This window comes from Arthrobacter oryzae (assembly GCF_031454875.1).
Taxonomy (GTDB): domain Bacteria; phylum Actinomycetota; class Actinomycetes; order Actinomycetales; family Micrococcaceae; genus Arthrobacter; species Arthrobacter oryzae_D.
The window spans coordinates 270700-296538 of the sequence record NZ_JAVDRQ010000008.1; the positions used below are offsets into that span (position 1 = coordinate 270700).

Genomic DNA, 25839 nt, shown 5'->3' on the forward strand with positions numbered 1-25839 from the left:
AGGTTGCAGGTACTCAGGCCTCCGAGCGGACCGGCAGGGCCGGCAGTGCCTCTTCGAACAGCCAAGGATGCAGCAGTGCTTCCGAATCGATTCCGGCCACGCGGTCAGCGGTCTGGATGAACGCGGCGGTGGAGACGGAACCGTGGCGGTTGTTCGCGGCCCAGTCGTGCAGCAGCGCGAAAAAGGCGAGGTCGCCGCACCGGCTGCGGAGCGCATGCAGCGCGAGGGCGCCGCGCTTGTACACCCGGTCGTCGAACATCAGCTCGGGCCCGGGGTCGCCCACCACGATGTCCTGGCTTCCGGCGTCGAGCTTCCGCCAGGCGGCAGCGGCGCGGTCCGCGACGCTCATGACGCCGGCAGCCTCGGACCAGAGCCACTCCGCGTAGCAGGCGAACCCCTCATGCAGCCAGATGTCGCTCCACGACGCGACGGTCAGGGAATTGCCGAACCACTGGTGCGACAGCTCGTGGGCGATCAGCCGCTGCGATTCCCAGTCGGTGTTGAGATGGTTGGGGCCAAAGATGGAGAGCGTCTGGGCTTCGAGGGGTATTTCGAGCTCGTCCTCGGCCACCACCACGGTGTACTCCTGGAAGGGATAGGGGCCGAAGCTGTTGACGAACGTCCGCATCATCTCCGGCTGGCGGGCCAGGCCGCGGATCGCGGAATCTGCCAGGGAAGGGGGTACCGCGACATGCTGCGGGACGCTGCCGGCAACGGGCGTTGTGTCCAGGGTCAGAACGTCGTACCGGCCGATCTGGACGGTGGCCAGGTAGGTCGACATCGGCTCGGCCTGTTCGTAGGTCCAGGTCTCGCGGCTGGACCCGGTCCTGCGGGAGATCAGCAGTCCGTTGCAGACAGCACGGTAATTGACGTCCGTGGTGACTGAAATCCTGTAGCTGGCTTTGTGCTGGGGATGGTCGTTGCACGGAAACCAGGAGGCGGCGCCGTTGGGCTGGCCTGCCACGAGTACTCCGTCGGTGAGTTCCTCCCAGCCCACTTCCCCCCACAGGCCGCGGCGGGGAGCGGGATTTCCCTCGTATCGGATGTCGAGTGTGAAGCGGTCTCCCGGCAGCAGTGCGGTGTCGGGCACCACCACCAGCTGCTCAGCGCGCTGGCTGAATTTCCGTACCCGTTTCCCGTTGAGTGAAATCTTGACGGCGCGCATTCCCGCCAGGTCCAGGACTACGGCCGACGCCGTCCGGTCCGCCTCTGCGTACAGGACTGCCCGGCCGTTCAGCCTGTTGCTGGCCAGTTTGTAGTCCAGTTCCAGTTCGTACCGCGTGACCCGGTAGGCGTTCGTGCCATGCCCGGGGACATAGGGATCCGGGGAGCCTGTCGGCTCGTCCGGCCGCCGCACGCCGTCAGGGCTGGATGTTGCTGCAAAACTCATAGAGCGGGCCTTCGTATTGCGTACGGTTGCGGATCCGGGACATGCAGGGCTGGAGCTACTTGAGCCGCCGGGCCGGCACCGCCGGGCCTGCCCACGGGCTGACCGGGTTGCCCATCCAGTACGTGGCGGCGGGAACGGTTTCCCCGCGCATCACCAGGGATGCCGGCCCCACCGTGCCGCCCCTCGCGATGCGTGCCCGCGGAAGGATGACGCCATGGGGTCCCATTGTGGCTCCGTCTTCGAGCGTAACAGTGTCGATGCTCATGATGCGGTCGTGGAAAAGGTGCGTCTGGACCACACACCCCCGGTTGACTGTGGAACTCTCGCCCAGTGTCACCAGATCCGCTTCAGGCAGCCAGTAACTCTCGCACCAGGTGCCGCGGCCTATCTTCGCACCAAGGCCTCGTAACCACCAGACAAGGGCCGGTGTCCCCGATGCCGAGCGGGCGAACCACGGCGCGCTGACCATTTCGACAAAGGTATCCACAACCTCGTTCCGCCAAATGAAGGAACTCCACAGGGCATGCTCGCCGGCCCTGATCCTGCCCACCAGCAGCCATTTTGCGGCGACGGCGCTGGCTGCGGCGACAGCACCTGCTGCAAGAACCACCAGGCCGCCCAGCAGGGCCGCGATAGCGTATCCGGACGCCATGGCCAGCCAGTCGAAGGCGAGCATCACACCGGCTGCCAGGGCCACGGTGAGCACCACCGGGATGAAGCGGCAAAGCTCCCACAGGGCGCGGGCCAGCTTCAGCCGGAGTGGTGGCTGGTAGGTCAGGGTGTTATCGGTGGCGATAGCGGTGCGCCGCAGCCGGACCGGAGGGCTGCCCAGCCAGGAGGTGCCGGATTTGGCCTTTGCCGGGGTGGCCGAGAGGACGGCCACCAGCGAGTTCTTGGGGACGCTTCGTCCCGCACCGGTCATCCCCGAGTTGCCGAGGAAGGAGCGCTTGCCGATCTTGGCTGGGGCAATCCGCATCCATCCGCCGCCGAGTTCGTACGAGGCCACCATGGTGTCGTCTGCAAGGAAAGCGCCCTCGCCGACGGTGGTCATCTTCGGGAGCAGCAGGACAGTGGAGGCCTCCACGTTCTTACCAACCTTGGCTCCGAGCAACCGCAGCCAGACCGGCGTGAAAAGGCTGGCGTAAATAGGAAACAGGACATCGCGGGCCAGGTCCAGCACCCGTTCAGTAGCCCAGACCTGCCAGCCGATTCTGCTCCGCACCCTGAAGTAGCCTTCCTTCAGCCCCACGCCGAGCAGGCGGGTGGTGCCGAGGATCAGCAGGAGGTTGGTGACGAACCAGGCCAGGGCTGCCAGGGGAAGGGAGGCCAGGATCTGGGGAACTGCCGCAGAGAGGGATTCGCTGCCGCGGATGAACAGGAAGACCACCAGGGCTCCGGCTGCAGCGGAAAGGTAGGGGATGGTGGCCAGGACAGCGGAGGCGGCGGCAAATGCACCGAACCAGAGCCTGCCGATCAGGGGATGGGCTGCCGGCGTGTCCGGCCATGAGTGCTTGGCCTTTCCGATCCGCTCGGCCGGGGAACCTGCTACGAGCTGCCCGGCCTTCACCTTTCCGAGGACAGCCGATCCCGGCTCCACCTGGCCGCCCGCTCCGATGCTTGTTCCGGGCATGAGCGTACTGCGTGCACCCACCGTTGCGCCGGCTCCAACGTGCACCGGGCCGATGTGGACGGAATCGCCGTCGATCCACCAGCCGGAGAGATCCACCTCGGGTTCGATGTTGCAGCCCCGCCCCAGCGACAGCATGCCGGTGACCGGCGGCAGTGAATGCAGTTGAACGTCGTTGCCGATCTTCGCCCCGAGGGCTTTCGCGTAATAGGGGACCCACGGCGCGCTGGCCAGGCTGACGGCGCCCGCCAGGTCCTGGATCTGTTCGGCCAGCCACAGGCGCAGGTGCACCTTGCCGGAGCGGGGATAGGTCCCGGGGACCACCTTTCGGAGCAGGGTCCTGGCGGCCACCACAGAAATCGCCATCCGGCCGGCAGGGCTCACGAACACGAGCCACGAGGCGGCCACCCACCACCAGGAAATCACGGGAGCGGCCGCGAAGCCGGCGAAGGCCGCTAGGAGGTTGTTGGCCGCCATCACGTAGGTGAGCCAGCGCATCCCCACGAGGATGTGCAGCGGGACCCCCATCAGCGTCTGGAAAATCTGCGACTTCAGTGCGGTGGGACGGACTTCCCGCTCGGGCGCAGGCCCGGCCGGTCCGTCAGGCAGGGATTGACGGGCGGCATCGATCAGCGCGCCCACCCGGGGCGTGGCGTAGATGTCCGCCACGGTAATGGTGGGATAGCGGACCCGCAGCGCCGAGACGAGCTGCGCTGCTGCCAGGGATCCGCCGCCGTGGGCGAAGAAGTCAGCATCCAGGCTCGACGCCGGTGTTCCCAGGACGCTGCCCCATTGCTCCACGATCCAGCTGGCGTCGTCCGGCAGGTTCAGCGGAGCCTTGTCCGCATCGGCCGCCCCCGCTCCGGCCAACGGCCAGGGCAGGGAGTGGCGGTCCACTTTGCCGCTGGTCTTGGTGGGAAGCGAGTCCACCACCGTCAGGAGCGGGATAAGCGCCGCCGGAAGGCTGGCCCCCAGCAGTTCACGGGCGGCCGCCAGGTCGATTTCCCGGGTGCCCGCAGGAGCAAGGTAGCCCACCAGGATCTGGTTCCCGGCCGCCGTCGTGCGGACTGCCGCCGCTGCGCCGGCAACGCCCGGCAGTGCCTGCAGAGCGGCGTCGATCTCGCCGAGTTCAATCCGCCGGCCGCCGAGTTTCACCTGCTCGTCGGCGCGCCCCATGAAGACCAGGCCCTCCGCTTCATACCGGACCAGGTCACCGGACCGGTACGCTCGGGCCCATCCCAGGGACGGCATCGGTGCGTACTTTTCAGCGTCCTTGGCGGAGTCGAGGTACCGGGCCAGTCCCACGCCGCCGATGATGAGCTCGCCGATTTCTCCCTCTGCCACCGGAACGCCGGCCGCATCGACAACGGCAAGGTCCCAGCCGTCCAGCGGCAGGCCGATCCGGACCGGGCCGGAAGCGCCCAGCGGCGCCGCGCACGCCACGACCGTGGCTTCGGTGGGGCCGTAGGTGTTCCACACTTCCCGGCCGTCCACGGCAAGGCGCTCCGCGAGTTCCGGCGGGCAGGCTTCGCCGCCGAAAATCAGCAGCCTGACGTTTTCGAGTGCTTCGGACGGCCAGAGCGCGGCCAGGGTGGGAACCGTGGACACCACCGTGATGCCATGGCTGATCAGCCACGGCCCGAGGTCCATTCCGGTCCGGACCAGCGAACGGGGTGCGGGGACGAGGCACGCGCCGTAACGCCATGCCAGCCACATCTCCTCGCACGAAGCGTCGAAGGCAACGGAAAGACCGGCCAGGACCCGGTCCTGCGGCCCGATGGGCTCGTCCTGGAGGAAGAGCCGGGCTTCGGCGTCCACAAACGCTGCCGAGGACCGGTGCTGAACCGCGACTCCCTTGGGCGTGCCGGTGGAGCCGGAGGTGAAGATCACCCAGGAATCGTCGTCGGGCCCGGGCATCCGGGGCTCCGGGAACGGCTGGGGGCGCTTGCCACCCGTGACGATCTTGCCGTCGGCCTTCAGGATGGCGGCCACGCGGGCCTCCCCGAACACCAGCCTGGCGCGTTCGTCCGGGTCGTCGGCGTCCACGGGAACGTACGCCGCCCCGATGAGCAGGATGGCCAGGATGGAGACATAAAGGCTGTTGGTCCCCGAGGGGATGCGGACGCCGATCTTGTCGCCGGCGCCGAGGCCGGCGAGATGAAGCTCACGCGCTGCGGCCCTGACTTCTGCCATCAGCTGGGCGTAACTCAGGCGCCGGTGACCGTCATCCAGGGCAGATGCCTCCGGATATTGCCGGGCCGTGGCCTGGAGAATATCGATCAGCGTCCGCTCCGGTGGCGCGGCGGAGGCGCCCGCCAGTTGCGGCAAGTACACGTTCCGGACCGCCGGAAGTGCAGTGCGTCCTTCCAGGGGGACGGTCTCCGGCGTGGTCTCGGATCCGGGGTCCTGCGGTTGTTCAGTCACGGGGTGATTCTCTCCGCACAAGATGAACAGAAGGTGTCGCCGTTCGCCGCAGCGTCATGGGGCGTTTGCGCGCCGTTTACCGCGTCACGGTACGAGGATGACCTTGCCGGTGGTGCGGCGCTGTTCCAGGTCGTCGTGCGCCTGGGCCGCCTTCGCCAGGTCGTAGCGTCCGCCGATCCGGACCTTGAGGCTGCCGTCGGCGGCCGCCGCAAAGATCTCATCGGAGCGCCAGCGGCGTTCCTGGGCGTTGCGCAGGAAGTGGCCCATCGTCGGCCGGGTCAGGTACAGCGACCCGCCGGCATTAAGCCGCTGCGGATCGAACGGCGGAACCGGTCCGGACGCGGCACCGAAGAGCACCAGCGTGCCGCGGACCCGAAGGGCAGAGAGGGAACCGTCGAAGGTGTCCTTCCCGACGCCGTCGTACACTGCGTCCGCCCCGGTGCCGTCGGTCAGCTCCCTGACCCGGGCGGAGAAGCCTTCGTAGCGCAGCACGTGGTCCGCACCGGCTTCGCGGGCCAGCGTCTCCTTGTCGTCGGCGGAGACGGTGGTGATGACGCGGGCGCCCTTCGCCTTGAGCAGCTGGATCATGAGCAGGCCCACGCCGCCGGCACCGGCATGGAGCAGCACCGTGTGGCCCGGTTCGACGCGGAACGAGGAATTGATCAGGTAGTGCGCGGTGATGCCCTGGAGCGGCAGTGCCGCTGCGGTGTAGTCGTCCACGCCGCGGGGGACAGGGAGTGCCTTGTCCTCATCGATGAGGATGTAGCCGGCATAGCAGTTGGTGCCTTCAGCGGTGGCCACCCGGTCTCCGGGGGAGAACACTGTTACGCTTTCGCCCACTTCCTCCACCGTGCCGGCTGCCTCGGAACCCGGCGTAAACGGATACGACACCTTGTAGGTGCCGCTGCGCTTGTAGGTGTCGATGAAGTTCACTCCGGTGGCGGCGACCTTGACCAGGATCTGGCGGGGACCGGGAACGGGCCGTTCGACCTCTGCCAGTTCCAGGACGTCCGGACCGCCCGCCTGGCGGGCGACGATTGCGTGCATCATGGGTCTCCTTCCCTGGGCTGGGATTTCCAGGCCCGGATACTGGATCCATCCTAGGGATACCGGTGGCAACGACGAAGTGACGGCCGGTAACCGGCCGTCACTTCGGGTCAAACGTGGATTGCGGGCGTGCGCCCAGGGGGTATGCGCCTGGACGGCGATCCTGGGACGGGGAGCCTAGTAGCGGCGGGTAACGGTAGCCATGGGGCATTCGAAGTGGCGGCCGGCGGAGAGCCCCACGTCGTTGAGGTAACGGACGATGATGCCGTAGGACTGCAGCAGGGTGGTCTCCGTGTAGGGAACCTGGTGCTTGGCGCAGAACTCCCGGACGATCACGGCGGCCTTATCCAGCTGCGGGCGGGCCATATCGGGGAAGAGGTGGTGCTCGGCCTGGCGGTTCAGGCCGCCGAGCAGGATGTCCATGAAACGGCCGCCGGAGATGTTCCGTGAGGTCAGGACCTGGCGGCTGAAGAAGTCAACGCGGCTGTCCGCTGGCAGGACCGGCATGCCCTTGTGGTTCGGGGCGAAGGAAGCGCCCATGTAGAAACCGAAGACGGCAAGCTGGACGCCTATGAACGCCAGCGCCATGCCCCACGGCAGGAAGGTGAAGGTGAGGACCGGCAGCAGGCTCAGGCGTACCAGCAGGATCGGGAGTTCAACCCAGCGGTGCGTGACCTTGGCGCGGCGGAAGATGAACTTGACCGAATCGATCTGCAGGCCGAGGCCCACCAGGAACAGCAGCGGGAAGAAAAACCAGCCCTGCTTGCGGGTGAGGAAGGCGAACCGTCCCTGCCGGTCGGCAACCGCCTCGGCGTGGAAAGCGATGGGCCCGGGTGCGATGTCAGGGTCCTTGGTGATGACGTTCGGGTGGTTGTGGTGCGCGCCGTGCTTCTGCTCCCACCAGGAATAGCTCATGCCGGCAACGGAGGTGGCGAGCAGCCTTGCAGCCCAGTCGTTGGCGCGGCGTGAGGCGAAGATCTGTCGGTGCCCGGCCTCGTGTGCCAGGAAGCTCAGCTGGGTGCACAGGATGCCCAAAGCTGCGGCGATGAGGAGCTGGAACCAGCTGTCACCGATGAGCGCGAAACCGAACCACGTGGCGGTCATCAGGAGCACCAGGATGGAGAAGAGCGTGATGTAGAAGCCGACGCGTCGTTCCAGCAGGCCCGCGGCCTTGACGGTCTTCAGGAGTTCTGAGTAGCTCAGGACAACCGCATTGGGCTGCCGGACACGCGACTGGGGGCGCTCCGAAGTAGTTGTGGGGGTCATGGACTCGGGGCCTCGTAACTATTACGGGCAACGCTGCAGCCGACATTCGGACCGCACGGTCAGGATCACCCTTCTTCCAGCATACGCTGGCCCGCCAAACCACAAGGCGCCGATAGGGTGCCGCCAGATCGCCGATGAACAAGGGCAGGCTTCATCGCATGCATAAATATCGGCTTCTATGCATAGTCTTGCTGTATAGTCGTTCCCATGACTATTTCTGTTGCCGTTTCCGGTGCGAGCGGTTACGCCGGCGGTGAGGTGCTTCGGCTCCTGGCCGGACATCCCGACGTCACTATCGGCGCCATCACAGCGCACAGCAACGCCGGTTCCAGACTAGGCGAATTGCAGCCGCATCTCCACGGTTTGTCCAGCCGCATCCTTGAGGACACCACCGTGGAAAACCTCACAGGCCACGACGTGGTGTTCCTGGCCCTTCCGCACGGGGCGTCCGCGGAGATCGCAGCCCAGTTGCCTGAAGGCACGGTGGTGATCGACGCCGGCGCCGACCACCGCCTGGAGGACCCCGCCGCCTGGGAAAAGTTCTACGGCTCCGCGCACGCCGGGACGTGGCCTTACGGGCTGCCCGAACTGCCGGGCCAGCGGGAAAAGCTCAAGGGAGCCAACCGGATCGCGGTCCCGGGCTGCTATCCGACGTCGGCCCTGCTGGCCCTGACGCCAGGGTTTGCCGCGACCCTCCTCCAGCCCGACGACGTCGTGATCGTCGCTGCCTCCGGCACCTCGGGTGCCGGGAAAGCCGCAAAGGTCAACCTCATCGGGTCCGAGATCATGGGGTCCATGAGCCCGTACGGCGTGGGCGGCGGCCACCGGCACACCCCGGAAATCGAGCAGGGGCTGGGCAACGCCGCGGGTGAGCCCGTGACGGTGTCGTTCACGCCCACCCTTGCCCCGATGAGCCGGGGCATCCTCACCACCGCAACGGCCCGGGTAAAGCCCGGCGTTACGGCGGCGGAGCTGCGCGGCGCCTGGGAAGAGGCGTACGACGACGAGCCGTTTGTGCACCTGCTCCCGGAAGGGCAGTGGCCCGCCACCAAGTCCGTGCAGGGCTCCAACCATGCCGTGATGCAGCTGGCCTTCGACGCCCACACGGGCCGCGTGATCGTCACCTGCGCCATCGACAACCTGACCAAGGGGACTGCCGGCGGCGCCGTGCAGTCCATGAATATCGCCCTTGGCCTGGCGGAAACCGCCGGCCTCAACCTGCAGGGAGTTGCCCCGTGACTGTTACCGCCCCCAAGGGATTCCGGGCCGCCGGCGTCAAAGCCGGCCTGAAGGCATCCGGGAACCCGGATCTTGCCCTGGTGGTCAACGACGGCCCCTCGAAGGGGGCAGCGGCGGTGTTCACCTCGAACCGGGTGGCCGCGGCGCCCGTTCACTGGTCGCGCCAGGTGGTCAAGGACGGCCGCGTTGACGCCGTCGTCCTCAACTCCGGCGGCGCCAATGCCTGCACGGGGCCGCAGGGCTTCCAGAACACCCATGCCACGGCGGAAAAGACCGCCGAGGTGCTGGGCGTCTCCGCCACGGACATCTTTGTCTGCTCCACCGGCCTGATCGGCGAGCAGTTGCCCATGGACAAGATCATCCCGGCCATCAGCGCGGCCAAGTCAGCCCTCAGCGCAGACGGCGGCCCTGCTGCCGCCACGGCGATCATGACCACGGATTCGGTGTCCAAGGAAGCCGTTTTCACCGGCAAGGACGCTGAAGGCAACGAGTACACCATCGGCGGCATGGCCAAGGGAGCCGGCATGCTTGCTCCCGGTCTCGCCACCATGCTGGTGGTGATCACCACCGACGCGGAAGTCCAGCCTGAAATGCTCGACGTCGTGCTCCGCGATGCCACGCGGGTCACCTTTGACCGGGCGGACTCGGACGGCTGCATGTCCACCAACGACACTGTGGTGCTGCTGGCATCCGGCGCCTCGGGCGCCGTGCCCGCGGCCCGGGACTTCGGTGCCGGATTGACCCAGGTCTGCGCCGAGCTGGCCCGCAAGCTGATCGGGGACGCCGAGGGGGCCAGTCATGACATTGCCATCCGCACCTTCAACGCCGCCAGCGAAAAGGAGGCGGAGATCGTGAGCCGGGCAGTAGCCCGCTCCAACCTCTTCAAAGCGGCCATCTTCGGCAAAGACCCCAACTGGGGCCGTGTGCTTTCGGCTGTCGGCACCACCGACGCCGCCTTCGAACCGGACCGGCTGAATGTGTCCATGAACGGCGTGCAGATCTGCCGCGACGGAAGCATCGGCGACGACCGCAGCCTGGTGGATCTGGAACCGCGCGAAGTCCTGGTCGAGATCGACCTGCAGGCCGGAGAGGCCGAGGCCACGATCTGGACCAACGACCTCACGCACGACTACGTCCACGAAAACAGCGCCTACTCCAGCTAGCGGGCGCACCCACCTTCGGGAGACAGCATGAGCACCCAGACACGCGAGACCACATCCATGAGCGACGCCCAGGATAAAGCGGGCACCCTGATCGAGGCCCTGCCGTGGATCCAGCGCTTCGCCGGCTCCACCATGGTGATCAAGTACGGCGGCAACGCCATGGTCAACGATGACCTCCGCCGCGCGTTCGCCGAGGACGTGGTGTTCCTGCACCACGTCGGCATCCACCCCGTGGTGGTGCACGGCGGCGGGCCGCAGATCAACGCCATGCTGGGCAGGCTCGGCATCGAGTCCGAGTTCAAGGGCGGCCTGCGCGTCACCACCCCCGAGGCCATGGACGTGGTCCGCATGGTGCTGACCGGCCAAGTGGGCCGCGAGCTCGTGGGCCTGATCAATTCCCATGGCCCCTACGCCGTCGGCATGTCCGGTGAAGACGGCGGCCTGCTGAGGGCCGTCCGCACGGGAACGGTCGTGGACGGCGTGGAAGTGGACCTGGGCCTTGTCGGTGAGGTGGTGGGCGTCAACCCGGAAGGCATCGAGGACATCCTTGCCGCCGGCCGGATCCCGGTGATTTCGACTGTTGCCCCGGAAATCACTGATGAGGGCGGCAGCGAGGACGGAACACGGCGGTTCCAGACCACCGGCCAAGTGCTCAACGTCAACGCCGACACCGCGGCGGCCGCCGTCGCGTCGGCCCTCGGAGCCTCCAAACTCGTCATCCTCACCGACGTTGAGGGCCTCTACGCGAACTGGCCGGACAAGACATCGCTTATCTCGTCGCTTACGGCGTCAGAACTGCGGGAGATGCTGCCGCGGCTTGAGTCGGGCATGATCCCCAAAATGGCAGCCTGCCTGAAGGCAGTGGACGAAGGCGTGGAGCGCGCGCACATTGTGGACGGGCGCCTGCCGCATTCCATGCTGCTGGAAACATTCACTACTGCGGGCATTGGCACGCAGGTGGTCCCGGACGAGGAAACGAACGCATGAGCCAGATTGAAAAGTCCCCGGTGGTCGAGCTGGTGGAAACCCGCGGCCACACAACCGGAGCCGAGTGGCTGACCCGCTATTCCTCCTCGCTCATGGGCGTCTTCGGCACGCCGCAGCGCGTCCTGGTCCGCGGCGCCGGGTGCCTGGTCTGGGATGCCGATGGCAAGGAGTACCTGGACCTGCTCGGCGGCATCGCGGTGAACGCCATGGGCCACGCCCACCCGTTCGTGACCTCGGTGATCTCCAGCCAGCTGGCCACCCTGGGCCACGTCTCCAACTTCTTCACCAGCCCCACGCAGATCGCGCTGGCCGAAAAGCTGCTCGAACTGGCCAAAGCGCCGACGGGTTCCAAAGTGTTCTTCGCGAACTCCGGAACCGAGGCCGTCGAGGCCGCGTTCAAACTGGCACGCCGCAACTCCGGCGCCGGCCCGTTGTCCGGCGCCGACGGCAGCGGGCAAGCAGGGACCCGGAAAACCCGGACCAAGATCATCGCGCTGGAAGGTGCCTTCCACGGCCGGACCATGGGCGCCCTGGCCCTGACCGCCAAGGAAGCGTACCGGGCGCCGTTTGAACCGCTGCCCGGCGGCGTGGTCCACATCCCGTTCGGGGACGTCGACGCGCTGCTGGCAGAGATCGACGAGACGACGGCGGCTGTCTTCCTCGAACCGATCCAGGGTGAAGCCGGTGTCCGCCCGCTGCCCGCCGGCTACCTGCGGGAAGCGCGCGAAGCCACCACCAAGGCAGGCGCCCTGCTGATCCTCGATGAAGTCCAGACCGGCATCGGACGCACCGGCAAATGGCTGGCCAGCGAAGACGCCGGGATCGTCCCGGACGCGGTGACGCTGGCCAAGGGCCTGGGCGGCGGCTTCCCCATCGGGGCCCTGCTCACCTTCGGCCCCGAGACGTCAGCCCTCCTCGCGGCGGGTCAGCACGGCACCACCTTCGGCGGGAACCCGGTGGCTACGGCCGCTGCGCTGGCCACGCTGCACGCGATTGAAAGCCAGCGCGTCCTGGACAACGTGCGCAGCGTCGGGGAACGCCTCCGCTCGAAGCTTGCCGCGGTGGACGGCGTCACGGAAGTGCGCGGCGAAGGCCTCCTGATCGGCTTTGACCTCGACGCGGACGTCGCACCAGCCGTGGTCACCGCAGGACTGGATGCCGGGTTCATCGTCAACAGCCCCGGTCCGCGCACCATCCGCCTCGCCCCGCCCCTGATCCTGACCGCCGAACAGGCCGACAGCTTCATCCAGGCGCTGCCCACGCTCCTCCAGACCGCAAAGGATGCCCAGTGACCCGCTCCGCAACCACCCGTCACTTCCTCAAGGACACCGACCTCACCCCGGCCGAGCAGGCCGAGGTCCTGGACCTCGCCGTCCGCATGAAGGCCGCGCCCTACAGCGTGCAGCCGTTCGCCGCCGAAGGCAGCGGACGCAAGACCGTCGCCGTTATCTTCGACAAGACCTCAACGCGGACCCGGGTGTCCTTCGCCGCCGGCGTGGCGGACATGGGCGGAAACGCCCTCATCATCAACCCCGGTGAGGCACAGATCGGACACAAGGAATCGGTGGAGGACACGGCTAGGGTCCTGGAACGCATGGTCTCCACCATCGTCTGGCGTACCGGCGCACACGCCGGACTCGTGGCCATGGCCGAGAACTCCAAAGTGCCGGTCATCAACGCCCTGTGCGACGACTACCACCCCTGCCAGCTGCTGGCCGACCTGCTTGCCGTCAAGGAACACAAAGGTCAGCTCAAGGGCCTCACCATGAGCTACCTCGGCGATTCCGCCAACAACATGGCGAACTCCTACCTGCTGGCCGGCGTGACGGCCGGCATGCACGTGCGCATCGCCGGTCCGGACGGCTATCTGCCGGCCGCCGACATCGTGGCGGCCGCGGAAGAACGGGCAGCGGAAACGGGCGGCTCGGTCCTGATTACCACGGATGCCGCGGAGGCGCTCAAGGGTTCCGACGTCGTCGCCACCGACACCTGGGTGTCCATGGGCCAGGAGTCCGAGAAGGAAGCCCGCCTCCAGCTGTTCCGGGACTACTCCGTGGACGAAGCGGCGATGCAGCTTGCGGCGCCGGACGCCGTCGTGCTTCACTGCCTGCCGGCCTACCGCGGCTATGAGATTTCCGCGGGAGTAATTGACGGCCCGCAGTCGATCGTCTGGGACGAGGCGGAAAACCGCCTGCACGCGCAAAAGGCCCTGATGGCCTGGCTGATGCACCGCTCCGGGCTCGCCTTCGTCGACGGTCTTTCTCCGGTTGAAGGTACCGGGGAGAGCACGTTCTAGTGTCCACCAACCCGTCGGTGCCGGGTGCAAGCCCGGCCACCAAAACGGCCAGGCTGGCGCGGATTACCGCGATCCTGACCGGCGAGTCGGTCCGCTCCCAGGCGGAGCTGGCCGCGCTGCTGGCGGACGACGGCGTCCAGGTCACCCAGGCCACGCTGTCCCGCGACCTCGTGGAACTCGGCGCAGTCCGGGTTCGCGGCAAGGACGGCGTGCTCGTCTACGCCGTGCCGGGGGAGGGCGGGGAGCGTGCGGCCAAGGCCGGCGTCACGCAGGAGATCCTGGACGCCCGGCTCGCCCGGCTTTGCGGCGAGCTGCTGGTCACGGCTGAGGCCTCGGCGAACATCGTGGTGCTCAGGACCCCTCCCGGAGCGGCGAACTTCCTGGCCCTGGCCATCGACCATTCGGTGATGCCGTCCATCCTGGGGACCATCGCCGGGGACGACACCGTGCTGCTGGTCACGCGGGAACCGCTGGGCGGCGCGGATGTGGCCGCCCGCTTCCTGCAATTCGCCGAGGAAGCCGGCCAATAAGCTTGAAGACAACCAAGAACCAAACAACTAAGGAGCATTTGAAGTGACTGAGCGTATTGTTCTGGCCTACTCCGGTGGCCTCGATACTTCCGTAGCCATCGGCTGGATCGGTGAAGCCACCGGGGCCGAGGTCATCGCCGTGGCGGTCGACGTCGGACAGGGCGGCGAGTCGCTGGAGACCATCCGCCAGCGTGCCCTGGGCTGCGGCGCCGTCGAAGCCTACGTGGCCGACGCGTCTGATGAGTTCGCCAACGAGTACTGTGTCCCCACGCTGAAGGCGAACGCCCTCTACCAGGGCCACTACCCGCTGGTCTCCGCGATCTCCCGCCCGGTGATCGTGAAGCACCTGGTCAAGGCCGCCCGCGAATTCGGCGCCACTACCGTTGCGCACGGCTGCACCGGCAAGGGCAACGACCAGGTCCGCTTCGAAGTGGGCATCCAGACCCTCGGTCCGGACCTGAAGTGCATCGCCCCCGTCCGTGACCTCGCCCTGACCCGCGACAAGGCCATTGCCTTCGCCGAGGAAAAGGGACTGCCGATCGAGACCACCAAGAAAAACCCGTACTCGATCGACCAGAACGTCTGGGGCCGCGCGGTGGAAACCGGCTACCTCGAGGACATCTGGAACGCCCCCACCAAGGACATCTACGACTACACGGCCGCCCCGGAGTTCCCGCCGGCGCCGGATGAGGTCACCATCTCCTTCGAAGCCGGTGTTCCGGTGGCCATCGACGGCGTCAAGGTCACCCCGCTGCAGGCCATCAAGGAACTGAACCGCCGCGCCGGTGCCCAGGGCGTGGGCCGGATCGACGTCGTCGAGGACCGCCTCGTCGGCATCAAGTCCCGCGAAATCTACGAAGCCCCGGGAGCCATGGCGCTGATCACCGCGCACAAGCACCTTGAGGACATCACCATCGAGCGCGAACAGGCACGCTTCAAGGCCACCGTGGGCCAGCGCTGGGCCGAACTGGTGTACGACGGCCAGTGGTTCTCCCCGCTCAAGCGCTCCCTGGACGCCTTCATCGAAGACACCCAGAAGTATGTCTCCGGCGACATCCGCATGGTGCTGCACGGCGGACAGGCCATTGTCAACGGCCGCCGTTCGGAGACCTCGCTCTACGACTTCGACCTGGCCACGTACGACACCGGCGACACCTTCGACCAGTCGATGGCCCGCGGCTTCATCGAGCTGTGGGGCATGTCCGCCAAGGTTGCCTCCGGCCGCGACATCCGCGTCGCAGGAAAGTAGCCCCTGTGGCTGAGCAGAACCCGACCCAAGGGCACAGCCCGGTGGTTGAGCCTGTCGAAACCCATGTTTCGACAGGCTCAACCACCGGCTCAACAAACACGGGCGCGCTGTGGGGCGGCCGCTTTGCCGGCGGCCCCGCGGACGCCCTGGCGGCACTCAGCAAGTCCACGCACTTTGACTGGCGGCTGGCCCGCTACGACATCGCCGGATCCAAGGCGCACGCCCGCGTGCTGCACAAAGCCGGGCTGCTGGACGACGCCGAGCTCAAGGGCATGCTCGCCGCCCTGACGCAGCTGGATGAGGACGTTGCCTCCGGCGCCTACCTGCCGGCTGAGTCCGATGAGGACGTCCACGGGTCGCTCGAACGCGGACTGATCGAACGCGCCGGCACCCAGCTCGGCGGCAAACTCCGCGCCGGGCGGTCGCGCAACGACCAGGTGGCCACGCTGGGACGCATGTTCCTGCGCGACCACGCCCGGATCATCGGGCGCGGCGTGCTGGCAACCATCGAGGCGCTGGTAGGCCAGGCCAAGGCGCACCAGGGCGTGGCCATGCCCGGCCGCACCCACCTCCAGCACGCGCAGCCGGTCCTGCTCAGCCACCACCTGCTTGCCCACGCCTGGGCGCTGCTGCGCGATGTGCAGCGGCTGCAGGACTGGGACAAACGCGCAGGGGTTTCGCCGTACGGCTCCGGCGCCCTGGCGGGCTCCTCGCTGGGACTGGACCCGGAGGCCGTAGCCGCGGACCTGGGGTTCTTCTCGGCAACCCACAACTCGATCGACGGCACCGCCTCCCGCGACGTCTTCGCCGAGTTCGCCTGGGTCACTGCCATGATCGGCGTGGACCTGTCCCGCGTATCGGAGGAAGTCATCCTGTGGGCCACGAAGGAGTTCTCCTTCGTCACCCTGCATGATTCATACTCCACCGGGTCCTCGATCATGCCGCAGAAAAAGAACCCGGACGTCGCTGAGCTGGCCCGCGGCAAGGCAGGGCGCCTGATTGGCAACCTGACCGGGCTGCTGGCCACGCTCAAGGGCCTGCCGCTCGCGTACAACCGCGACCTGCAGGAGGACAAAGAGCCGGTGTTCGACGCCGCCGACACGCTGGAGCTGCTGCTCCCGGCAGTTTCGGGGATGATCGCAACGCTGAAGTTCAACACCGAACGGATGGAGTCGCTGGCACCCCAGGGCTTCGCGCTGGCCACGGACATTGCCGAGTGGCTGGTCCGCCAGGGTGTGCCTTTCCGCGAGGCCCACGAGCTTTCCGGCGCAGCCGTCAAGCAGGCCGAAAGCCGGGACGTTGAGCTGTGGGACCTGACGGATGAGGAGTACGCCGCCATCTCGGAACACCTGACGCCGGAAGTCCGCACTGTGCTCAGCACCGAGGGCTCGCTCAACAGCCGCAACTCCCAGGGCGGAACGGCGCCGGCCGCCGTCGAACGCCAGCTCGTGGCGCTGGAAGCCGAGCTTGCCGGCGTGCGGGAATACGCCGCGTAACAGCCGCACGCTCTCTCAATTCCTGCAGCTTTTTGGCTGACGCTCTCTCACTTTCCTCAAGAAAGTGAGAGAGCGTCGGCCACTTTCCTGCGAAAAGTGAGAGAGCGTGCGTGCGTTTATGGTGGGAGGATGAGCGAATCCTTCCGCCAGTACCTCCGTGCCCTGCCGGACTTCCCTGAAGAGCTTCCGGATTTTGATGCGGCAGCCGCCCCGGCGGACCCTGCCGAACTGTTCCGGCAGTGGCTCGCGGAGGCGCTGGCCGCGGGGGAGCCGCAGCCTCACGCGTGCAGCCTTTCCACCGTGGGGGCCGGAGCGCAACCGTCGTCGCGGATGCTGATCCTGAAGGACATCGACGACGACGGCTGGCACATCGCCACGTCCCGCACCTCACGCAAAGGGGAGGAACTCGCGGCCAACCCGAAGGCTGCGCTGAATTTCTACTGGCCGCTTCAAGGCAGGCAGGTCCGTGTGGCCGGCCGCGTTGTCGAGCTCTCCGCGGAGGCGTCGGCGGCGGACTGGGACGCCAGGCCCGCGGCCGACGGCAGCACGAATCCGGACTGGCAGCTCTATGCCGTCCAGCCGCTTGAAATTGAGTTCTGGCAGGCCCGCCGGGACCGCCGGCACGTGCGCCACCGCTATGGTCCAGGCCAGGGGCACGGGTTGCGTTAGGTGGGATTAACCGTCCGCTACGATTGCCGTATGACCGCAATCACACCGGACGCGCTGCTCGCCGAACTCCACAAAGCTGCCGACGTCGTTGCCTCCCAGGCCGGCAAACTCACCGAGGAAGACGTCCCGGCACCCTCCGCCCTTCCCGGCTGGACGCGCGGGCACGTGCTGGCGCACATCGCCGGCATCTCGAACGCCATGGCCCGGCAACTCGAATTCGCCCGCCGCGGGGAAACCGTGGAACTTTACGACGGCGGCCAGGAGGGCCGCACCAAGGCGATCGGGATGGCCGCCGGACACACCTTGGCGCAACACCGTGCCGACCTGGACTCTGCGCTGGAACGGGCACTGCGGGCTTTCGACTCCTTGGATGCCACTGGCTGGCAGGTACCTATTTCCTACCGCGGCGGAGTAGTGCTGGACGGAGGATCCGCGCTATGGCGGGAACTCGTGATTCATACCTCGGACCTCAACACCGGACTCGGTCCCGAGACCTGGAGCCGCACGTTCTGCGAGCAGCTGTTCGGATTCCTGGCGGCACGTGTTCCGGAGGGGCAGAAATTCGTGCTCCAGCCCCTGGGCCTGCCGCCGGTGACCATGGGGACGGGCAACCGGTCCACGGTCATCAGCGGAATGCTGACGGACATCGCCGCCTGGCTGGCCGGACGCGAACCCACCCTGGGGAGCCTGCGCGCATCGGCTGCCGCCGACGGTGTTGACCTCCCGGAGCTCCTGCCGTGGCCCTCGGGCGTTCCGATCACCAAATAGGGCTGCACTCCGGCCGTGCCGCCATTCCGCCGGCGTCAGCGCTCTTCCCGGCCCAGCAAGCTTTCCTTGACCTTGAGCCCCCACCTGAATCCGCCCAGCGTGCCGTCTGTCCGCACCACGCGGTGGCACGGCACGAACAGGGCCGCCGCGTTGAGGGCGCACGCACTTGCCGCAGCGCGGACTGCCTTGGCGTTCCCGGACAGCTGAGCGTACTCGGTGTATGTCACCGGCCTTCCCGGGCTGACAGTGCGGAGGACGTCCCAGGCATGGCTGCGGAACGGCCCGGACTTCTGCAGTACGGGCACCCGCATGGCCGGCTCCGGATCGCCGGCATAGAAGGCTTCGACGGCGTCTGAAATTTCGCCCAGCGCCACCACCGGGACGAACTCATCCGGCAGGAGTTCCGGGTGGATCTGGCCGGTCAGGTCCGCCGGATCCGCGGTCCAGCCCGACGCCAGCACGGCGCCGTCGCGGGCAATGATGGTGAACGGACCATCGGGAGTGGACATGGTCAGTAATTCGGCTTTCATGGCATCGCTTCCTTGGGCTAAATCTGCTGGGTCAAAGTGCCGGAGCGGCAGTCAGGGCCGGTGCCGGGGGCTGGGGATCGGGCGTGGGCTTTGGACTGGGTTTCGAGCGCCGGGCCGCGGCGCGCCAGAGGTGCATGGTGGCATAGGACCGCCAGGGGCGCACTTCAGTGAAATCCGCTGAGAGTTCGGGGGAGGGCCGGCCGTTCGCCTCGGCGCCGGTGCCGAGGGCCAGGATCCCGTTCCGCACCGCGGCGTCGTTGGCCAGGAACACGTCCGGGGCTCCGATGACGCGCATGGCAACATATCCCACGGTCCACGGTCCCACCCCGGGGAGGGGAAGGAGTTTGGCATGCAGCCCGGCGAAGTCGTCGCCGTAGCCGAATTCGAGGTTCCCGGAGGCCATGGCGGCAGCGGCGGCACGGAGGGAATCGATCCGCCGCTGCGGACCACGCAGCAGGCCGAAGCCCGGATCGGCGATCTGGGCAGCCGTGGGGAACAGCCGGTGCAGGCCGTCCGCAGGCGCCAGGCTCTCGCTACCGCAGGCGGACAGCTGGGTCAGTGCGGTCCGGGCGGCCGCCACGGTGATTTGCTGTCCGATCATCGCCCGGATCAGCAGTTCCTGCGGATCCACAGCACCGGGCATCCGCATGCCGGGCACGGCTTTGACGGCCGTCGCCAGTCGCGGATCGGACGCCAGCGCACTGTCGATGGCCACCGGGTCGGCATCGAGATCCAGGAGCCGACGGACCCGGCTGAGCAGTGACGGCAGGTCCCGCAGGTCCACCGCCCCGATGGTGAGGATCAGGGGCCGCCCCGGGGCGTCGGCGTCGTAATCTACGCTGAACCGGGCATCAGCGTGGGGGAGCCGCAGGGTCCTGGCGTAGGAGGTTGCGGTGCCGGCTTCGATCCCAGGGACGGACCGGACTGCGAGGAACTCGAAGATGCCCGGATCGAACGGTTCCCGGTAGGGGAGGTTGAGCGTCAGTGCCGTGGTGGCGGCCGGTGGCCGGTGGTGGCGGACGGTGCCCCGCAGCGCTGTCGGCGTCATGTCGAACACCTCGCCGATGGTCTCGTTGAACTGGCGGACGCTGCTGAACCCGGCTGCGAAGGCCACGTCGGCGAGCTTCATCTGCGTGGACACCAGAAGCGTCCGGGCGGTCTGCGCCCTGCTGGCGCGTGCCAGCGACAACGGCCCGGCACCCAGCTCGTGGCTGAGGATCCGGTTGAGCTGCCGTGAAGAATAGCCCAGCCGCGAGGCGAGCCCCTCCACGCCGTCGCGGTTGATCACGCCGTCGTTGATGAGCCGCATGGCGCGGCCGGCGATGTCCGAACGGACGTTCCACGCCGGCGTGCCCGGAACAGCTTCCGGGAGGCAGCGCTTGCAGGCGCGGTACCCCGCTTCGTGGGCGGCGGCGGAGGTTTCATAGAACGTGACGTTCTCCGCCTTCGGTGTCCTGGCCGGGCACGACGGACGGCAATAGATTCCCGTGGTTCGGACAGCGGTATAGAACTGCCCGTCGAACCGGGTGTCGCGGGCATCGATTGCCCGGTAGCGCTGCCAGAAGTCCATTGCTCCATCGTGTCAGCTCGCCGCGTCCGGTGCTAGCGGAAATCGGACATGGCCGTGGACGGCTTTTGCGGGTCGAGGCTGTGCTGGTCTTTGTTAAAGTCGATGCATGAGCAGCAGCCCGCCACGAACCGGCCATGAACACGCCGTCCGCCAGTTGCTGTCCGGAGACGCCCGGCACGTTGCGCCCCTGCTCCTCGGCGCGGTGCTCACCCATGACAGTCCCGAAGGTGCGGTCTCGGTGCGGATCACCGAGGTGGAGGCCTACCTTGGACCGCACGACTCGCCGCACCCGGACCCGGGCTCCCACACGTTCCGCGGACCCACCGGACGCAACAAGCCGATGTTCGGGCCGGCCGGTCACCTGTACGTCTACTTCACCTACGGAATGCACTATTGCGCAAACATTGTCTGCGGACCGCCAGGGGTGGCCTCTGCACTGCTACTCCGCGGGGGACAAATAGTGGGGGGCGAGGATCTTGCGCGGACCCGGCGTCCGACGTCGAAATCGCCCAAGGACCTGGCCAGCGGTCCCGCCCGGCTGGCCACGGCCCTGGGACTGACGACCGCGGACAGTGGCAGGGACGCCCTTGCCGAACCGTTCACGCTGGAGCTGCCGGTGTCACGTGCACGCGACATCAGCACGGGCCCGCGCGTCGGAGTTTCCGGTGCGGGCGGCAGCCACGCCTACCCGTGGCGCTACTGGCTGACCGGGGATCCCACGGTTTCGCGCTACAAGGCCGCGAAAGCACGCCCGGTTTAACGCCCGCCGGTTAACTGCCGCCGCGACCCGGACGGATCGTGAACAATGGCCGCCACCGGCATAGGGTGGATGCGTGAATCAAAGCGAGTCAGGCCAAGCCAGAAGAACCGTTCCCGTGGACCAGCTGGTCAACAGCCTCTGCGCCACGGTGCCGGACTATCCCAAACCGGGGATCGTCTTCAAGGACCTGACACCCGTCTTTGCCAACGGTGCCGCGCTGCGCGCTGTTGTGGACGCACTGGTTGAGCCGTTCAAAGGACAGTTCGACGCCGTTGCCGGCGTGGAAGCGCGCGGCTTCCTGCTGGCGGCCGCTGCCGCCTACGCCACAAACACCGGTGTGATCACTGTCCGGAAAGCCGGCAAACTCCCTCGCAAGGTGGTCGCGGAGGAGTACGCGCTGGAATACGGCACCGCAACCCTTGAACTGCACACCACCGACCTCCCGGCCGGAAGCCGTGTGCTGATTCTCGACGACGTGCTGGCCACCGGAGGTACGCTCGGCGCCGCCGCCCGGCTGTTTGAGCGCTGCGGCGTGCACGTTGCCGGCGTGGGCGTGGTCATGGAACTCGGTGAACTCCGCGGGCGTTCGGCACTCACCGGCCACCGTGTCCGCTCGCTCATCCGGATCTGATGTGTTTCAGGCGCGTTCATCAAAATGGTTGTAGAATGGACGGTCCGTCTTTTGCGATAGGGGAAAGTCTCAATGTTCGACGCTGATTTGGCCCATGAACGGGACTATGTTGCCGGACTGTATGCCCGGCTGGATGAGCTGCGCGAGGAAAAGCGCACTCAACTGGCCCAGGTCCGCCGTGCCGGAGCCGTGGGAACCATGCAGAACGTTTCGGAACGGGACGCCTTCGCGGCCCTCTATGAGGACCGTCTGGCGCAGCTGGATGCTGTGGACGACCGGCTGGTGTTCGGCCGCCTGGACCTGGATTCGGGGGAGGCGCAGTACATCGGCCGTATCGGCCTCACCACTGATGACCTCCAGCGGCTCATGGTTGACTGGCGCGCGCCCGAAGCCGGGCACTTCTACCAGGCCACGGCCTTCGACCGCCAGGGCGTGCGCCGTCGCCGCCACCTGATCCTGCAGGGCCGCGAGGTCAAGGCGATCGAAGATGACGTCCTTGACGCCGACATGCTGGCCGACAACGAATCGCTGCAGGGGGAGGGCGCCCTGCTGGCGGCCCTGAACTCCAAACGCACCGGACGCATGTCGGACATCGTGGGCACCATCCAGTCCGAACAGGACAGGATCATCCGCTCCTCCATCTCCGGAGCCGTCGTTGTGCAGGGTGGCCCCGGAACGGGTAAAACCGCCGTCGCACTGCACCGCGCCGCGTACCTGCTCTATACCCACCGCGACCGGCTCAAGACTGCGGGCGTCCTGCTCGTTGGGCCGTCGTCGTCGTTCATGAAGTACATCGAGCGCGTCCTGCCGTCCCTCGGCGAAACAGGCGTCGTTATGGCGAGCGTGGGCCGGCTGATGCCGGGCATCAATGCCGTGCCCGAACAGGAAGCGGACGTTGCAGCCGTCAAGGGGCGGCTTTCCATGGCCGAGGTGGTGGCCAATGCCGTGGCCAACCGGCAGCGCACACCGGCCGAGGACCGCATCCTTGAAGTGGACGGACGCAAGCTGACGCTGACGCCCCGCCAGGTCCGCCGTGCACGGGAAAAGGCCCGGGCAACTCACAAGCCGCACAATGAGGCGCGCCTGACCTTTGTAAAGATCCTGCTCCGCGAACTGACCGAACAGATGACCGAACTCGTCGAAGCCGGCAGTATCGGCAACAACGCTGACAGGTCGTACCTGGCCGAGGACGTCCGCACCGCACGCGATGTCCGGATCGCGCTGAACCTCTGCTGGATGCCGATGACGCCGGAAAAGCTCATCTCCGAGCTGTTCAGCAAGCCGGCCATCCTCGAAGCCTGCACGCCGCACCTGACCGACGCCGAACGCGCACTGCTGAGCCGCCCGGCGGACAGCCCCTGGACCGAGGCCGACGTGCCGTTGCTGGACGAGGCCGCGGAACTCCTCGGCGAGCTCGATCCAGCCGCAGGCCGCGGACTGGCCCAGCAGGAACACGACCGGGCGCGGGACATCGCCAACGCGAAGCAGACCCTGGTGAACATGGAGACTGCCGGTGTGGACGTGCTGATGACGGCCGAGGAACTCGTCGACCAAAACCAGGAACGCGAAGCGCGGCTGACCGCTGCGGAACGGGCCACCAGCGACCGCACCTGGGCCTTCGGGCACATTGTGGTAGACGAGGCACAGGAACTGTCGCCCATGCAGTGGCGCCTGCTGGTCCGGCGCTGCCCGCTGAAATCGTTCACGATTGTCGGCGACATCGCCCAGACCAGTTCCGTAGCGGGTGCCAATTCCTGGCAGAGCGCGCTGGAACCGATGTTCGGCGACCGCTGGCAGCTCGAGGAACTCACGGTCAACTACCGCACTCCGTCGCAGATTGCGGAAGCGGCGGCCAGGATGGCCACCGCTGCCGGGCTGGTCGTTTCGGCGCCCAAGGCCGTCCGCGAGGGCCGCTGGTCGCCGATCATTGACCGCGTCGAGGACGGGGCCGTGGTCAGCCGGCTTGTTGAGGTCCTTCCGGACGAGCTGGGCGCGCTCGACGGCGGTCTGCTCGCGGTAATCGCCGACGGCGAACTGCTGCCGCAGGCCACATCCGCACTGCGGGCTGCCTACGGCCGTCGCGTCGGTACCGGTGCCGGCAGCTACGAGCAGGACATTGTTGTCATCAGCCCCCGGGAAGCCAAGGGCCTGGAATTCGACGGCGTTGTGGTGCTGGAGCCGGCCATGATGCTCAACCACGAGCACGGACGCGTTGGCGACCTCTACGTCGCCATGACCCGCCCAACGCAGCGGCTGCGGCTCATCTCAGCAGCCCCGGTGCCGGCAGGCATCGAACGCTAGCCTCGGCTGGCGGGAGGACCGGACTTCACCGGCCTCCCGCTGGCTCCGCGGCGCTGTCAGCCTGCGCCTGCCGGGCTTGCCACGCTGCGCTGGCCCGACTTGTCACGCTGCGCTGGCGGCCGGCCAATCCTGCTAACTTAGATCACGTGTCCCAACTAAATGATCTCGAGTCCCAGCAGAACGATCCGAGCTTTGCCAACATTTGGCAAGAGCTCAACTGGCGCGGCCTAGTCCACGTGTCCACTGATGAAGTGGAACTGGAAAAGCTGCTCGCCGGGGACCCGATCACCTATTACTGCGGGTTCGACCCCACCGCGCCCAGCCTGCACCTGGGCAACCTCGTACAGTTGCTCCTGATGCGCCGGCTGCAGTTGGCCGGGCATAAGCCCTTGGGCCTCGTTGGCGGGTCGACAGGCCTGATCGGTGATCCGCGGCCGACGGCGGAACGCACCTTGAACACCAAGGACACCGTTTCCGAGTGGGTCGGGTACCTCCAGGCCCAGGTCCGCCGTTTCCTGAGCTTTGAAGGTGAAAACGCCGCCAGGATGGTCAACAACCTGGACTGGACCGCGCCGCTGAGCGCGATCGACTTCCTTCGTGAAATCGGAAAGCATTTCCGGGTCGGCACCATGCTCCGCAAGGATGCCGTCGCTTCCCGACTCAGCTCGGATGAGGGCATCAGCTACACCGAGTTCAGCTACCAGATCCTCCAAGGTATGGACTACCTGCAGCTCTTCCGCGACTACGGCTGTGTCCTGGAGACCGGGGGCTCGGACCAGTGGGGCAACCTCACCAGCGGCACCGAACTCATTCGCAAGGTTGAGGGCAAGCACGTGCACGCACTGGGCACGCCACTCATCACCAATTCGGACGGCACCAAGTTCGGCAAGAGCGAAGGCAACGCCATCTGGCTCGATCCGGAGATGTGCAGCCCGTATGCCTTCTACCAGTTCTGGCTCAATACGGCCGACGCTGACGTTGCGGCGCGGCTCAAGGTGTTCACGTTCCTGACGCGCTCGGAAATTGAGGCTTTGGAAGTTTCCATAGCCGAACGTCCCTTTGCCCGGGAAGGCCAGCGGAGGCTCGCGTTTGAAGTGACCTCGCTTGTCCATGGCGTGGAAGCCACGGAGAAGGTCATTGCAGCCTCTGCGGCACTGTTCGGTGGCGGGGACCTCGCCGCCCTGGACGAGCGCACCCTGGTGGCCGCGACCGCCGAGCTGCCGTCGGCACGGATTGACGCCGACGGTCTTGGCATCGTTGACCTGCTTGTGGCCTCCGGGCTTTCGGACAGCAAGTCCGCGGCCCGCCGGACAGTGGGTGAAGGCGGCGCTTACGTCAATAACACCAAGGTGACCGATCCCGATGCAGTCATTGCGGGCAGCGAACTTCTGCACGGGCGCTACCTGCTGCTGCGGCGGGGGAAGAAGAACCTCGCAACCGTCGAAGTAGCAGTGTCCTCGAGCTAGCAGATCCACTGACTGGCAGAGTTCCGATCGTCAACCACACGCTCCTTTCCGGCCGATTTGCAGGGCCGGGAAGGAGCGTGTATTGTTTTCTGAGTCGCCGCCGCTGAGTGGTGACAGACCCCCTACAAATGAGAAGCAATTCTTCATGCGCAAGGCGCAGAAATGAAATGTTGCTTCACGTTTTGCTGGGCGGATTCATTCCACTAAGTGAATTTCGGGAGAATATCCCGGATTTGCAAAGTGGAAATGAATGAAATAAGCTAGAAACATCGCAGCGAAGAAATACTAACAGAGAATTCATCGGAATTCAAATATTTGTTTGAGAAGTATTCGAATGTGTCTGTTGTTTGAGAACTCAATAGTGTGCCAAGTTTGTTGATACCAATTTGTTTATATGGATTGGTTGAATTGGCCAGGTTATGCCACCCCG

The 25839-nt window shown here is 66.7% G+C and carries 20 protein-coding genes; 14 read left to right on the top strand and 6 right to left on the bottom strand.

Annotated features, from left to right (window positions below):
• Positions 1-13: 13 nt before the first annotated feature.
• From J2805_RS16250 to J2805_RS16265, 4 genes are all read right to left on the bottom strand, one after another.
• Complete coding sequence (locus J2805_RS16250; RefSeq protein WP_309977990.1) at positions 14-1390, bottom strand: M1 family metallopeptidase; 1377 nt, start codon at positions 1388-1390, stop codon at positions 14-16.
• 55 nt (positions 1391-1445) lie between these two features.
• The gene (locus J2805_RS16255; protein WP_309978052.1) at positions 1446-5387 is read right to left on the bottom strand and encodes a Pls/PosA family non-ribosomal peptide synthetase; all 3942 of its coding nucleotides are present in this window, start codon (positions 5385-5387) and stop codon (positions 1446-1448) included.
• A gap of 138 nt (positions 5388-5525) precedes the next feature.
• Positions 5526-6491: a quinone oxidoreductase family protein gene (locus J2805_RS16260; RefSeq protein ID WP_309977992.1), complete on the bottom strand. Its 966-nt coding sequence runs from the start codon at positions 6489-6491 to the stop codon at positions 5526-5528.
• Between the two features lie 174 nt (positions 6492-6665).
• A complete protein-coding gene (locus J2805_RS16265) occupies positions 6666-7754 on the bottom strand; it encodes a fatty acid desaturase family protein (RefSeq protein WP_309977994.1) in 1089 nt (362 codons plus the stop codon).
• 207 nt (positions 7755-7961) lie between these two features.
• On the opposite strand from J2805_RS16265, the gene argC reads away from it, so the two are divergent.
• From argC to J2805_RS16315, 10 genes are all read left to right on the top strand, one after another.
• Positions 7962-8993 carry an N-acetyl-gamma-glutamyl-phosphate reductase gene (argC, locus tag J2805_RS16270; RefSeq protein ID WP_309977995.1) on the top strand — a complete coding sequence of 344 codons (1032 nt, stop codon included), beginning with the start codon at positions 7962-7964 and terminating at the stop codon, positions 8991-8993.
• Entirely contained in the window at positions 8990-10156 is a 1167-nt protein-coding gene (argJ, locus tag J2805_RS16275) for a bifunctional glutamate N-acetyltransferase/amino-acid acetyltransferase ArgJ (RefSeq protein ID WP_309977997.1), read from the top strand. Before argC ends, argJ begins: the two co-directional genes overlap by 4 nt.
• 27 nt (positions 10157-10183) lie before the next feature.
• Positions 10184-11143, top strand: coding sequence for an acetylglutamate kinase (gene argB, locus J2805_RS16280; protein ID WP_309977999.1), 960 nt, complete (start codon positions 10184-10186; stop codon positions 11141-11143).
• Entirely contained in the window at positions 11140-12435 is a 1296-nt protein-coding gene (locus J2805_RS16285; RefSeq protein WP_309978001.1) for an acetylornithine transaminase, read from the top strand. Before argB ends, J2805_RS16285 begins: the two co-directional genes overlap by 4 nt.
• Positions 12432-13439, top strand: a complete 1008-nt coding sequence (gene argF, locus J2805_RS16290; RefSeq protein ID WP_309978003.1) for an ornithine carbamoyltransferase — start codon at positions 12432-12434, stop codon at positions 13437-13439. Before J2805_RS16285 ends, argF begins: the two co-directional genes overlap by 4 nt.
• Complete coding sequence (locus J2805_RS16295) at positions 13439-13969, top strand: arginine repressor (protein ID WP_309978005.1); 531 nt, start codon at positions 13439-13441, stop codon at positions 13967-13969. The genes argF and J2805_RS16295 overlap by 1 nt, the downstream gene beginning before the upstream one ends.
• Positions 13970-14012: 43 nt before the next feature.
• Positions 14013-15218 (top strand): argininosuccinate synthase, encoded by a 1206-nt coding sequence (locus J2805_RS16300; RefSeq protein WP_214971769.1) that lies wholly within the window; start codon positions 14013-14015, stop codon positions 15216-15218.
• Positions 15219-15259: 41 nt separating this feature from the next.
• Positions 15260-16714, top strand: coding sequence for an argininosuccinate lyase (gene argH, locus J2805_RS16305; protein ID WP_309978054.1), 1455 nt, complete (start codon positions 15260-15262; stop codon positions 16712-16714).
• A 129-nt stretch (positions 16715-16843) separates the two neighbouring features.
• On the top strand, positions 16844-17383 hold the full coding sequence (locus tag J2805_RS16310; RefSeq protein WP_309978008.1) for a pyridoxine/pyridoxamine 5'-phosphate oxidase: 540 nt from the start codon (positions 16844-16846) through the stop codon (positions 17381-17383).
• A 30-nt stretch (positions 17384-17413) separates the two neighbouring features.
• A complete protein-coding gene (locus J2805_RS16315) occupies positions 17414-18151 on the top strand; it encodes a maleylpyruvate isomerase family mycothiol-dependent enzyme (protein WP_309978010.1) in 738 nt (245 codons plus the stop codon).
• Positions 18152-18186: 35 nt separating this feature from the next.
• Here J2805_RS16315 and J2805_RS16320 read toward each other — a convergent pair whose 3' ends face one another.
• Positions 18187-18681: a methylated-DNA--[protein]-cysteine S-methyltransferase gene (locus J2805_RS16320; protein WP_309978011.1), complete on the bottom strand. Its 495-nt coding sequence runs from the start codon at positions 18679-18681 to the stop codon at positions 18187-18189.
• A 31-nt stretch (positions 18682-18712) separates the two neighbouring features.
• Positions 18713-20251 (bottom strand): AlkA N-terminal domain-containing protein, encoded by a 1539-nt coding sequence (locus J2805_RS16325; protein WP_309978013.1) that lies wholly within the window; start codon positions 20249-20251, stop codon positions 18713-18715.
• A 106-nt stretch (positions 20252-20357) separates the two neighbouring features.
• Here J2805_RS16325 and J2805_RS16330 point away from each other — a divergent pair, with 106 nt between their 5' ends.
• From J2805_RS16330 to tyrS, 4 genes are all read left to right on the top strand, one after another.
• Positions 20358-21011: a DNA-3-methyladenine glycosylase gene (locus tag J2805_RS16330; RefSeq protein ID WP_309978014.1), complete on the top strand. Its 654-nt coding sequence runs from the start codon at positions 20358-20360 to the stop codon at positions 21009-21011.
• Between the two features lie 73 nt (positions 21012-21084).
• Positions 21085-21642 (top strand): adenine phosphoribosyltransferase, encoded by a 558-nt coding sequence (locus J2805_RS16335; RefSeq protein ID WP_309978016.1) that lies wholly within the window; start codon positions 21085-21087, stop codon positions 21640-21642.
• 72 nt (positions 21643-21714) lie between these two features.
• Positions 21715-23943, top strand: a complete 2229-nt coding sequence (locus tag J2805_RS16340; RefSeq protein ID WP_309978018.1) for a HelD family protein — start codon at positions 21715-21717, stop codon at positions 23941-23943.
• 146 nt (positions 23944-24089) lie between these two features.
• Positions 24090-25409 carry a tyrosine--tRNA ligase gene (gene tyrS, locus J2805_RS16345; RefSeq protein WP_309978020.1) on the top strand — a complete coding sequence of 440 codons (1320 nt, stop codon included), beginning with the start codon at positions 24090-24092 and terminating at the stop codon, positions 25407-25409.
• The last annotated feature ends 430 nt before the right edge of the window (positions 25410-25839 follow it).